8 protein-coding genes are annotated in these 13,483 nt (G+C 41.1%); 3 read left to right on the top strand and 5 right to left on the bottom strand.

From position 1 onward, the window contains the following. Window positions 1–145 precede the first annotated feature (145 nt). From AN486_RS06985 to AN486_RS06975, 3 genes are read right to left on the bottom strand one after another with little or no spacing between them, the layout of a single operon-like run. Window positions 146–538, bottom strand: a complete 393-nt coding sequence (locus tag AN486_RS06985) for a hypothetical protein (protein ID WP_053541291.1) — start codon at window positions 536–538, stop codon at window positions 146–148. A gap of 14 nt (window positions 539–552) precedes the next feature. Further along, window positions 553–732: a hypothetical protein gene (locus AN486_RS06980; protein WP_199924253.1), complete on the bottom strand. Its 180-nt coding sequence runs from the start codon at window positions 730–732 to the stop codon at window positions 553–555. Between the two features lie 41 nt (window positions 733–773). Beyond that, window positions 774–3,800 carry a valine--tRNA ligase gene (locus tag AN486_RS06975; protein ID WP_290599857.1) on the bottom strand — a complete coding sequence of 1,009 codons (3,027 nt, stop codon included), beginning with the start codon at window positions 3,798–3,800 and terminating at the stop codon, window positions 774–776. A 298-nt stretch (window positions 3,801–4,098) separates the two neighbouring features. Between AN486_RS06975 and AN486_RS06970 the strand changes: the two genes are divergently transcribed. Then, complete coding sequence (locus tag AN486_RS06970; protein ID WP_290599856.1) at window positions 4,099–6,345, top strand: DUF1796 family putative cysteine peptidase; 2,247 nt, start codon at window positions 4,099–4,101, stop codon at window positions 6,343–6,345. 354 nt (window positions 6,346–6,699) lie between these two features. Here the strand turns inward: AN486_RS06970 and AN486_RS06965 are convergent, their stop codons facing one another. Together AN486_RS06965 and AN486_RS06960 are read right to left on the bottom strand one after the other, a co-directional pair. After that, on the bottom strand, window positions 6,700–7,461 hold the full coding sequence (locus AN486_RS06965) for a pentapeptide repeat-containing protein (protein ID WP_199924252.1): 762 nt from the start codon (window positions 7,459–7,461) through the stop codon (window positions 6,700–6,702). A gap of 1,261 nt (window positions 7,462–8,722) precedes the next feature. After that, window positions 8,723–10,213, bottom strand: a complete 1,491-nt coding sequence (locus AN486_RS06960) for an acyl-CoA synthetase (protein WP_290599855.1) — start codon at window positions 10,211–10,213, stop codon at window positions 8,723–8,725. An 854-nt stretch (window positions 10,214–11,067) separates the two neighbouring features. Between AN486_RS06960 and AN486_RS06955 the strand changes: the two genes are divergently transcribed. Continuing rightward, window positions 11,068–12,000, top strand: coding sequence for a UDP-glucuronic acid decarboxylase family protein (locus AN486_RS06955; protein WP_290599853.1), 933 nt, complete (start codon window positions 11,068–11,070; stop codon window positions 11,998–12,000). An 80-nt stretch (window positions 12,001–12,080) separates the two neighbouring features. Further along, complete coding sequence (locus AN486_RS06950) at window positions 12,081–13,472, top strand: UDP-glucose/GDP-mannose dehydrogenase family protein (RefSeq protein WP_290599852.1); 1,392 nt, start codon at window positions 12,081–12,083, stop codon at window positions 13,470–13,472. Window positions 13,473–13,483 lie beyond the last annotated feature (11 nt).

Raw genomic sequence — 13,483 nt, 5'->3', positions numbered from 1 at the left:
ATTGTATTTCTTTGATTGATATTGGTATGGAGGTTGAGGCAGAGCCTCTATGATGGCATTCCCAGTCGGAGACTGGGAACGAGAAATGGCACGCTACGCTATCAGCAAGCCCTATTTATGCTTCAGTTTGTTTACGATTATTTCCTTAACGGTTGAGACTTTCTTTTAAAGCTCCAATTTGTTCACGACGGGCTTCTAATTCTAAACTACGACGGGCTAAATCTTGATTTTGTAAAGTTAAACTTTGCTGCCAATTCTCCATTTTTACCGCTTCTTGTTTGAGAAATTCAGAAGTAACTCCTGTAGAAAGATAGGTTTGCACTAAATTAATTACCCAGTCAGTGGCATCTTTAATTGTTTCAATTTCACCTTGAGGAGATAGTTCAACTAATACTAATAATTTATTAATTTTAGTGTTTCCCTTTCCTAAGAGAATTAACATTTCTTCCGAAATTGTCAGCCAAAAGTTTTTTGATTCTTGACGTGCTAATAAGTAGGTGAACGGAAAAAAACCGAAATATGTAACGAAAAGTAAAATCGCCCAAACCCTCTTCACTCTTGCCTCTTGCCTCTTGCCTCTTGCCTTGCCATAACGACGATTTTCAATGCTAACCTACTTAAACGTAATTGATACTGATCTAAAAAATCATTTTTATGTATTTGGGCAAGATATAACATAATTGCTAAGGAATAGGTAATGGGTAATGGGTAATAGCGAATCTTTCCAATCACCAATTACCCATTATACTTATACCAAACTCAGGAAGCGATATCTAGGATAATGTTTCCAACCGTATACGTAAAATTTCTGCTTGTTTTTGTGCTTCTGCTAAAGTCTCTCTTGCAGTCTGTACTACATCTGCGGGGGCTTTATCCACAAACTTAGAATTGCTTAATCTTGCACTTAAAGATTGGGCTTCTGCTTCGGCTTTTTGTAAGCTTTTCTCCAGTTTTGCACGCACAACTTCAATATCTACAACTCCTTTTAAAGGAATAACTACCTGTACAGTCCCGACAACACCAGCAATGGAATTTTCTTTTTCCGGGGGTGCAGTTGGTGGTAATTCTGGTGCAGTTGGTGTTTCACTGGGTGGAAAGTATTTTGCAAATAACTCTTCTCTTGCTTGGGCATTGAGTAAATAGCGGAAAGCAAACCAAACTACATAACCCAAACCAACTATTTCAAAGTCAGTTCCAAATATGGGAATATCTAAGGCAGTATTTCCCACAAATATAGCTACTTTCAAGCCGATAAGGGCGACAATTGTTAAACCAATTATCTTTAATCCACCCCAATATTTATTATTTTCAACTTGTGCAATCTCTTGGGGAACAACAACAGGATTAGTATCAACAATTGTTAAATTTTCTACCTTGGCTAAATCTTGAATATAAGCCTGTCCAGCAGTGAGAATAAATCTTTCACTTGCGCTTTCAGTTTGTAAATTGGCGGTAATTTTTACCCCTGGTTTAATATCTGCTTCTGCCCGTAAATTACGAATTGTGCGAATTGTGCCAATTAATAAATCAAACTGTGTCTCTAAAGCTGAATCAATGAAATTTTCATCGGCTTCAGGATAGGATTGCAAAGGTAAAAGTTGGGGATTTTCGGCAGGTTGTTGGGTGAGAGTTTGCCAAATTTCTTCAGTAATATGAGGCATAAAGGGATGGAGTAATTTTAAAATCCCTTCGAGAATGTAAGCAATGATTTGTTGGGCTACTTTGCGAGATGCGGGTTCTGCATCTTTCTGTAATCTAGATTTAACTAATTCAATATACCAATCACAGAAATCACCCCAAATAAATTCATAAAGTCCCTTTGCTGCTTCACCTAAACCATAATTATCAATGTCATGATTAGTTTGTTTAACAACTTGGTTGAACCGGGAAACAATCCACTTATCACTTAATTCTGTGGGAATTGGTTGACCTAATTGGGCTGGGGTTTGTCCATCCAAATTCATCATGACAAATCGGGCAGCATTCCACAACTTATTGGCAAAATTGCGAGAAGCTTCGACAGAGATAGATTCATCTTTTTTGCGGTCATATTCTAAACGAATATCTTGACCTGCGCCCGCAACTTCCTTAATTAAGGTATAGCGTAAAGCATCAGTTCCATATTTGGCAATCAACAACAAAGGATCAATACCATTATTTGCTGATTTGGACATTTTCTTATTATTTTCATCCCTGACCAAACCATGAATGTACACAGTTTTAAACGGCATTTTTCCGGTAAAATGTGTTCCCATCATCGTCATTCTAGCTACCCAGAAAAAGATAATATCAAAACCAGTAACTAGGGTTGCTGTGGGGTAATATGCCGCTAAATCTTCCGTTTCTTCCGGCCAACCTAAAGTAGAAAATGGCCACAGTCCCGAAGAAAACCAAGTATCTAAAACATCGGGGTCTTGAACTAATTTCACATCTTCCCCAAATTGCAATTTGGCTTTTTGTAGCGCTTCTGCTTCATTGCGGGCGACAAAATAAGGGGTAGAGTCGGTAATTTCTCCTTCAGTTTCGCTGACAGCATACCAGGCGGGGATTTGATGCCCCCACCACAACTGGCGAGAAATACACCAATCACGCAGATTTACTAACCAATCACGATAAACTTTATGCCAACGTTGGGGAACAATTTCGGGGGAATCTTGGTTATCAAGGAAATCTAAAGTTTTATCAGCCAGGGGGCGGATTTTGACAAACCATTGGGTAGAAAGCAGAGGTTCAACAGGGACTTTTCCGCGATCGCTATAAGGTACTGTATGTTTATATTCCTCAACTTTGACTAAAACACTTTCAGCATCTAAACGGGCTACCAAATTTTTCCGCGCCACAAAGCGGTCTTGACCTTGAAAATCACCGGCATTTTCATTGAGTGTGCCGTCCTTATTCATAATATTAATGAAGGGCAAATCATGGCGTTTACCCATTTCAAAATCATTGGGGTCATGGGCTGGAGTCACCTTCACGCAACCTGTTCCAAAGGTCGCGTCCACCAATTCATCACCAATAATCGGGATTTCCCGGTTCATAATTGGTAAAGTTACGGTTTTCCCAATCAGGTGTTTATATCTGTCGTCATGGGGATTAACCGCCACACCTGTATCACCTAACATAGTTTCGGGGCGAGTTGTCGCCACTTCCAGAAAGCCAGAACCGTCGCTGAGAGGATAACGGAAATACCACAGATTCCCATTTACCTCCTTGGGTTCTACTTCCAAATCAGACACCGCCGAACCAGAAGCGGGACACCAATTGACTAAATAGTTACTACGATGAATTAATCCCTCTTCATGAAGGCGAATAAATGCTTCTAAAACAGCTTTTGATAAACCTTCATCTAAAGTAAAGCGTTCCCGCGTCCAGTCTACGGACACGCCTAACCGTTTTAACTGATTAATAATTGTCCCACCAGATTCCGCCTTCCATTGCCAAGCCCGTTCTAGGAACTTTTCTCGCCCTAAATCATGGCGAGTTTTGCCCTCGGCTTTGAGTTGCTTTTCTAAAATCGTTTGTACAGCAATGCTGGCATGGTCAGTTCCCGGTAGCCATAGGGTGTTCCGTCCCTTCATGCGGTGGTAACGTACCAGGGTGTCAATGATAGCCCCTTCAAAGGCGTGACCCATGTGCAAACTGCCAGTTACGTTAGGTGGAGGGATAACGATGCAGTAGGGTTCGCCTTTGTGGTTGGGGTCAGCTTTGTAAACTTGGTTGTCTTCCCAGAATTTTTGCCATTTGGCTTCTGTGGAGAAGGCTTCGTAAAGACTGGGGAGATTAGGAATAGTTACAGTCATGCTGGGAATATTAATTTTATTACAACTTTACTAAATTTTGCCACAGGCTTGGAAAACCTTGGTCATCTGTTGGCAATTTTAGATTTTAGACCACACTCTTGATTCCTCTTTGCGCCTTTGCGCCTCTGCGTGAGACAAAAAAATGTGGTTCATTTACCCGAAAATCGCTGTAAAAAAATTTGGTACAAATGCACATATTTTTTATCCTCACTAGGTATTCTATGTGATAGTCTGTCAAGGTATTTGCCAGGATTCCGCCTTTACGCATAGCATTGTACACCTAAACCAGCAGAAACATATGTATCAATTCCAGGTTAGTGCTTCCACACAAACTGGTGAATCCATTGGTATCGTCGGTTCTACTCCCGAATTGGGATTGTGGGATATTACCAAATGTGTTCATCTTCGGACAAGTGGCGATTGCTATCCTTTATGGTGGACAGATCAAGAAATTGACATCCAATCGTCTGATAATTGCCAAAGAGTTGAATACAAGTATGTACGCATTGATGCCAAAGGACGGGGACAATGGGAAGCTATAGGTGCAAACCGTTGGCTACCAATTAACAGTGAAGAACAATCCCGGACTATTGTTGTGGATGATGGTGCTTATGGTTATTTACAGCCCTATCCCTTTGGATATTTTCGGGATGTTACTGACAATAAACCCATTGCAAAAGAGTCAGACGGTCTGAAAATTGTCGTGATTGGCAGTTCTGTGTCCTTGGGCTATAAAGCTTGGTTATTGAGAGGTTGGGCTTGGTTGTTGGCAGAGGATTTGCAGCAAAAATATGGACATCAAGTAATTAATTTATCAGAATCGGGCGCAAATGTCAGCAGAACGATCGCTCGATTTGCCTCAGTTGTCACCCCAGAACAACCGGATATAGTAATTATTGCCTTATCTTTGGGTAACGAAGGGTTAGCTTATTGCCCTCCTCACGAACGCCGCGCAGTACAGCGACGTTTTGAAAGTGGCTTGCAGCAGTTGGTAAAAATGACCCGGAAACTGGGCGCACGTCCAATTTTAGGAGGGGTCTATCCCAATGGCGATTTTTCCCCTGAACATCATTGGTTGTTGAAAGATACACACAACCGAATGTTGAATTGGGGTGTGCCGGTTTTGGATTGGTTAGCACCATTAGATAATGGTCAGGGACGCTGGCAAGAGGGAATATCCTTTGACCCATCTCACCCTAACACCATCGGTCACAACCTGATGTATGAGGCCATAGACCTGCGCTTCTTCCAAATTGAAAAAGACGAATTAGCAAAAGAAAAACAACGCTTCTGGCAACCGAACGAAGTTCCCATCTATCTTGATAACGCAGGTTTCTATATCTGTGCATCTATCGAAGACAAGAGTTTGCGGATTAAAAATCCATCAAAATATAGTTATACCATTGCTGCTTATTGGCAAGAATTACAAACTGTTCTACAAAATAAGGCAGGATTAATCCCCGGTATTTACATTGCCAAAAATACCGAACCAGGAATACTCCCCTTCTTTGCTGTGCAAGAGAATGGAACTATCTCCACAACCCTAAATATTCCCCCTGGCGCTGACTTGGAATATAGTGCGGCTTTCAATCTTTTTGCACCGAATAACTCCCAGGTTTTATTCTATGATGGGCATCTGGGGATTTTACAAAAAGACGAACATCACATCTGGATTATCAACGAATCAGATAATGAGTACAATATCCAGCCGATGTGGACGGAGATCCGCAAAGCATTAAAAGCTATACCATCGGGTGTATATGAAGATCCCCTTCAACCCGATGCACCTTTTCGCACCATGATGATTGGTAAGCATGGGTTAGAAAGTCGGGTGAAAGCGCCACCGAAATCAGCAGTATTTTTGGAATACAAATGCAAATTATCGGATATTAGCCGTGTGGCTATTTTGCCGTTGGGCGATCGCTGTGCCGTCCGCATGATGTTGTATAAGATGGAGTACGATGGTCCAGCTTTTCCCTTTGATTTGACCCGCACGACCAAGATAGCAGATATTGCAGATATCATCGAAAACCGTTTTTATGATATGTGGAATCCTCATTTGCTGCATTACAATTCCGAGGAACACAGAATTTATCATAGCAAATGGGGCGGTCTATCCTTTGCCCATGAAGTTGAGGATACGGAAGACCCTGTTAACGATATGTCTCCCATCCATGAACGGATGCGAGTGCGGTATACGGCACGTTCGGAAAGGTTTTGGTATGCCCTCGATCATTGTGACGAGGTGCTGTTTATTCGCACAGGAATCGCTGACCGAGGTGGAGTAATTGATCTGTTGAATAAGTTGGAAAAACAATCTCAGGGTAAACCTTTTCAACTGTTGATTATTTCTCCCCAATCTTCCGATGAGTTTTCAAATTTGCCTCATGTATTGCATTACAATTTTGAGTTTAATCCTGATCGAATGTATGACGATTTAGGACATTGGATGTATTGTACAGATGTGATGAAAGGGATTTTAGAATCGTTGGGAGTGTCCAGTAAAAACCTGTTTTGGTGTCCACCAAATCCACCGAAGGGGTAAGCTGTTGCAAATTAGACATCTGGTAGAAATTAAATCTGCATTTTCCAGAACCCTCCCAAATTAGCCTTACAAACAATAAAATCCCTAACTTACTGGAAAAGTTAGGGATTTTTTAATTGTAATCTTCAAACTCTGGAAAATCATACCAAATATTCGGGTTTTCCTGTTAATATGCAAATTCTAATTGGCATAGCATTCTGGATCATAAGTAGTGAGACAGAATTAATTACACAATGTCATTGCGTTAGCGCAGCGTGGCGTTAGCCATATGGAACGAAGTGAAATGAAGCAATCGCAAGGGTTGTGATTGCTTCCCTTCGCTCGCAATGACTGTAAATATTTTTGTCCAATTACTTAGCGCTTGTAACGGCTATCACGCTTTGGATTTTTTGGTTCTTTGGCAACAGCAAGTTCTGGATTTACTGAAGAGGGAAATTGAGTATTTTCATTGTAAATTGCTTGATAGAAACTAACTCCTTTTTTCTCCCCTCGGTAACGGGTTTCGCATCTGTATTTGTCGAAGCTGCCATATCCGTCATATCTGTCAGATGTATATATACTTGAATCACATCCTTTCAGATCCTCACTATCCAAGTTAGCATCAGTCAAGTTTGCGCCTTGAAAATTGATAAAATCACCTACATAGTGGTATCCACTTAGATTTGCCCCAGTTAGGTTTGCTCCACCGAAGTCTGTATCGGAAAAAGATGCCTTGGTCAAGTCTGCTCCAGTCAAATTAGCATTATTTAATTTAACACTAATGAGATCGGCATCATGTAGGTTAGTACCAGCTAAATTTGCTCCACTCAGGTCTGAGAAGCGTAAAAAAGCATCAGTTAGGTTTAAACCACTCAAATCTGCTCCAGTTAAATCAATATCTTGGCTTCCTCTCCCACCGTGTAAATTCCAATTATTCCATTGTTCAACACCACTTTTGAGAAGGTCAAGTTGAGTTTGATTATAAGCCCAAGCATTACTAGAAAAGCTAGTTAGGGATAGTATAGCAATCAAACAAGTAGCGATTAAGGATGCAATAAATCTTCTCATGTTTTTTCTGGCTTCATCATTGTTAATGACCAAGTAATATTCAACTCTATCTATAAGGGTGTTGTACAACTACTTTAATATTCCGTAATATTAATGATTGACATACAAGGTTGCTGTTCTTTATATACTTTGCAATGTCACAGTTTGATCTCTTGCTTAGAGGATGTTTGAAAAGTATCAGAATTAATCGAGATCCCCCCAACCCCCCTTACAAAGGGGGGCTAAATTCCTCAAAGTCCCCCTTTTCAAGAGGGATTTAGGGGGATCTGCGGGTGTCAGATCCCACACGAAAAAGTTTTCAAACAAACTCTAAAAGTGCTGCTATTCTTGTAGGGTGCGTTAATGAAATGTAACGCACCTTCCTTATCGGTATTTATTCTACAACAGATCCTACAAAATAGCGCACTGCCGTAAGGGACTTCCAAATAAAAAAATACTCAACCACCTAACGCAAAAATCTCTCAAACCCTTATTCCTCTGTGTCCTCTGCGCCTCTGTGGTTCGTTAATCAGGATAATTTATTTCTTGGAAGTCCCTAAGCGATCGCTCCTCTTGTAGATTGGATTGATGAAAGAAAACCCAACAAATAAAGGTTTATATCAGTAAAATAGAAATATCATTCAACAGTGAGGCGTTTCTGATGCTTGAAATTCAATTAAACTTTGAAATGTTATCCCAGCCGCAAGAAAGTTGATTATTTCTTCATAAGAACACCCGGTAAGTGGGAAACGAGCGCGTCTTTAGACCTGAGAGGGAAACGAGACTTCGACAAGTGTTACAGTGAGCTTGCCGAACTGCTCAGTGACCGCACGAGCAGTTCGATAAGTGTTACAATGAGCTTGCCGAACTGCTCACTGACCACGGTTTTAACCGCTGTGGATATTAAAATTGAAACCAGATTTTTGATTGGAATCTGGAAACCAACTCCCATTTCTGGGGTAATGTTAGCCGATGCCTACGGCACGCTGGCGCGAACGACCTGTTATAAGAGCTTGTTGGGCTTGCAACACTGTTCCAGTGACCTTAGAACTGTTTAATCACAAGCGACAGAGCAGGGAACTGGCAACGCATTTGGTGGGTGTCGTGACTCAAATAACGGCTACCCTTCGACAACGCTCAGGGTGGTCTGGTCAGTACGGCTTGCTTGATTACTCTTGCAAGCCCAGTCCCTTTAGGGCTGGGTTACTGACAATAATTTACCATCTCTTTTATTAAAGATATTTTTGACATCTTTAAACCCACGACCCATTGTAACACTTTTTGCGGGGATAGCGCAGCACTGCTACAAGCATATCGCCGCTCTTGTTAGGGTTCGTTAATTATCCGCTCTTTATCCTGCCTGAAATAGTTCAAACACCTGCGGCTTAGTTACTTTCCCCATAGCATTACGGGGTAATTCATCAACTATCAAAATGTGAGTGGGAATCTTATAAACTGCCAATTGCCCCTTTGCCCAACTCCTCAAAGATTCTAATGTCAATTGACGTTCTGGTAGTAATACTAACGCCGCACAAACTCGCTCACCCCATTCTAAATCTGTCACCCCAACTACTGCACATTCTTGAATATCTGGATGAGTTCTTAACACTTCCTCAATTTCCAAAGCTGAAACCTTATACCCTCCTGTTTTGATGATATCAACGCTCATTCTTCCTAAAATACGATAGTTGTCATTTTCGACTATGGCCGTATCTCCAGTACAAAACCAGCCATTGCTAAATGCCTTTTCTGTTGCTTGGGGGTTTTGCCAATATTCTAAAAACACTCCAGGGCTTTTAACTTGAATTTCTCCTGGTATTCCTGGTGGCACTAATTCTCCATTTTCATCTACTAATCTAACTTCAACTTGTGGTAAAGGTTGACCCACATATCCTGCGTATCGTTGACCATGTAAAGAGTTGGATAGTGCCATACCAATTTCCGTCATTCCATAGCGTTCTAGGAGAAAATGACCGCTAATACTTTGCCACTTTGCTAATACTTGTACTGGTAAAGCTGCTGAACCAGAAACCATCAGACGCATTTTTTCACATCCTGCGGTCATAGTTTTTTGGCGTTCCTGAGTAGCATTTTCCCAAGCAGCAATCAATTTTACATAAATTGTTGGTACTGCCATAAATAGGGTTAACTTACCCTCACAAATCTGATTACACACAGTTTCAGCATCAAATTTACTTAATATATGGCATTCCGCCCCAACCCATAAAGCACAGGTCAGGACGTTGATAATCCCATGAATATGATGTAATGGTAGTACATTGAGAATACGGTCATCTGATGTCCATTCCCAAGCAGTAACTAAGCTAGTTACTTGCGCTTGAATATGATCATGAGTTGTCACCACACCCTTGGGTTTACCTGTTGTCCCACTCGTATAAAGAATTAATGCCCGTCTTTGAATATCTATATTTGGTAGGGTAGTAACATGATCTGGGAGTGTTGCTGAGGTGAGAATAAAGCGTAAATTTTTTTCAGTGGCAAGCGATAGCAGTATATCCTCAAATTGGGGATGGACAACAATAATTGATGCTCCCGAATTAGTAATCACATACTCCAATTCTGGACGGGGGTGAGAAACACATAACGGTACCGCTATTCCCCCAGCCCGCCAAATTCCCCACTGAGTGGCTACATACTCAAACCCAGGGGGGATAAGAAAAGCAACTCTCTGTTCTTGTAAGTCTTCTGTATCCTTCAGCAGACCTGTGGCAATTAGCCCAGAGATGTGGAGTAAATCACTATAGCTAAATACGTCTTCACCTGTAACAATTGCTATTTTTTTGTTATGCTTTTTAGCATGAGTAATCAAAGGGAGATTCACTTTTCTTTACCAATTTATCTATGATTGTTTACTTAGGGACTTCCAATTAAAAAAATACCCAAAAATTTCTTGTGGTGCGGGACGAAAAGCCCACTAATCATCAAGGACGGGCAGGACTTGTGCTGAGCTTGTCGATAGCGTAGCGTGGCGTTAGCCATAGTATGCCCATCCCACAAAATTGGGTAATTTATTTTTTGGTGTTCTCTTAGCAATACCTTGTCCAAATTAGAAAAAGCCTTGATTTGTAGGTTGGATTGAAGCATGAAACCCAACAAAGCAGAAAATGGACAAGGTATTGGTGCAAGGAATAAGCATGGAAACTATTAAAAACCTATCACGTTTCAGATTCAAGACTATTCTTACCTCCTGATAATTCTGACTCCTGACTCCTGAACTTCTAGCGCTCATAGACAACTTTTTCAGCAAACCCTACTTATGGTTGCTTCTAAGTAGTGAGACAGAATTAATTACACAATGTTATTGCATTAGCGAAGCATGGCTTTAGCCATATGGAATGAAGTGAAATGAAGCAATCCCAAGGGTTGTGATTGCTTCCCTTCGCTGGCAATGACTGTAAATGTTTAAGAATGTAAGGGTTTAAATGTCATGAAACCTTAAAATGAGAATTGCTGAACTCAAAAGCCATACATAGCATTTCCTAATCATATCGAGTACATTATAGCCCCCTCCTTGCTTGCGGAGAGGAAGTTGGAGGTGGGGTGCTTGAACTTCGCTGAATTAAAAACCGCTATACAACAATTCTGAGATAAATATGCTTGTTTTTGTTGCCAATGTGGGTAATATACAACAACATGAAGTGCATACTAAAAGTAAATATTAGCAGAAGGAAAAATATGAGAATTTTAGTGACAGGCGGTGCTGGTTTTATTGGCTCTCATCTGATTGACAGATTAATGAATGATGGTCATGAAGTCATTTGTTTGGACAATTTCTACACAGGAAAGAAACATAATATCCTCCATTGGTTAGACAATCCTAATTTTGAAGTGATTCGTCACGACATTACCGAACCAATTCGCTTAGAAGTGGATCAGGTTTATCATCTGGCTTGTCCAGCGTCCCCTGTGCATTACCAGTATAACCCCATTAAAACTGTTAAAACTAACGTCATTGGTACACTCAATATGTTAGGTTTAGCTAAACGGGTTAAAGCCAGATTTTTATTAGCTTCTACAAGCGAAGTTTACGGAGATCCAGAAATTCATCCCCAGACTGAAGATTATCGAGGCAGCGTCAATCCCATTGGCATTCGCTCATGTTATGACGAAGGCAAAAGAATGGCTGAAACCCTGGCATTTGACTACTACAGAGAGAATAAAGTCGAGATTCGCGTCGCCAGGATATTCAACACTTATGGACCGAGAATGTTGGAAAATGATGGGCGCGTAGTCAGCAATTTCGTGGCTCAAGCATTACGAGGTACGCCTTTAACTGTTTATGGTGAAGGTCAACAAACCCGGAGCTTTTGTTATGTTTCCGACCTAGTAAATGGGCTAATGCGATTAATGAATGGTGAACATACAGGACCTATAAATCTGGGGAATCCTGATGAATATACGATTTTAGAACTAGCTCAGGCTGTACAAAACCTGATTAACCCAGATGCAGAAATTAAATTTGAACCCCTACCTGCTGATGATCCCCGTCGTCGTCGTCCCGATATCACCAAGGCACAGACTTTGTTAGATTGGGAACCCACTATTCCTCTGCAAGATGGTTTAAAACTGATGATTGAAGATTTCCGTCAACGTTTCCAACAGGTTTAGCATTACGCCTTACCTAAAGGATCACCAATCATTGATTCACAACTGACAACTGACAACTATAAAAAACAGGGGTTTTAAAAATGCGTGTTTGCGTAATTGGTACTGGTTATGTTGGTTTAGTAACTGGTGCTTGTTTGGCTCATATTGGCCATGATGTAATTTGCATAGATAATAACGAAGAAAAAGTAAAATTAATGAAGTCTGGGCAGTCACCGATTTTTGAGCCAGGACTTTCGGAAATTATGCAGTCTGCTATTAATAGTGGCAATATTCAATTTTCTAGTGATCTCGCGGCTGGTGTTAATCATGGAGAAATCCTGTTTATTGCTGTGGGAACTCCTCCTTTACCCAATGGTGAAAGTGATACCCGATATGTAGAAGCTGTGGCTCGTGGCATTGGCGAAAATCTTCAAGGTGGCTATAAGGTAATTGTCAACAAATCTACTGTCCCCATTGGTTCTGGTGACTGGGTAAGAATGATTGTTTTAGACGGGATTGCTGAACGTCAAAAAACATTGCTGATATCTGGTGATACAGCTAGTGATGATAAATTATCGAAGATTGCTAATGATTTTGATGTCGTCAGTAATCCAGAGTTTCTCCGGGAAGGTTCAGCAGTTCATGATACATTTAACCCTGATCGGATTGTCTTAGGTGGCAATAGTCAACAAGCCACTGGCATGATGAAAGAACTATATGCGCCAATTGTCGAACGCAAATTTGCGGCTGATAAATCTTTGCCTCCTGTTCCAGTTTTGGTAACAGATTTAAGTTCGGCAGAAATGATTAAATATGCCGCTAATGCCTTTTTAGCCACCAAGATCAGTTTTATCAATGAAGTTGCTAATATATGCGATCGCGTCGGTGCGGATGTTACCCAAGTAGCAAAAGGCATCGGTTTAGATTCCCGCATTGGTAGCAAGTTCTTACAAGCTGGTATTGGTTGGGGTGGTTCATGTTTCCCCAAAGATGTTTCCGCCCTCATTCACACCGCTGATGATTATGGCTATGAAGCCCAACTCATGAAAGCCGCTGTCAGTGTTAACGAACGTCAACGCCTAATCGCCCTAGAAAAACTCCAACAGGCTTTAAAAATCCTCAAAGGTAAGACTGTGGGACTACTCGGTTTAACCTTCAAACCAGATACAGACGATTTACGGGACGCACCGGCACTAATCTTGATTGAACAACTTAACCGATTGGGAGCGAAAGTCAAGGCTTATGACCCCATTATTTCCCAAACAGGAATGCGTCATGGTCTTTCTGGTGTGTTAGTAGAAACTGATGCGGAAAGACTAGCAGATGGCTGTGATGCTTTGGTACTTGTCACCGAATGGCAACAGTTCAGCACTTTGGACTATGGGAAAATGGCAAAATTAATGAACCATGCTGTCATGATTGATGGTCGTAATTTCCTTGACCGTCAAGCAATGGTCAGGGCTGGATTCCAGTATGTGGGTGTGGGGAGGTAGGGGAGGTGGGG

The sequence above is a fragment of the Anabaena sp. AL93 genome, assembly GCF_001672085.1.
Classification (GTDB): Bacteria; Cyanobacteriota; Cyanobacteriia; order Cyanobacteriales; family Nostocaceae; genus Dolichospermum; species Dolichospermum heterosporum.
The sequence above is the reverse complement of the archived record's forward strand: the minus strand, read 5'-3'. Positions and strand labels throughout refer to the sequence as shown.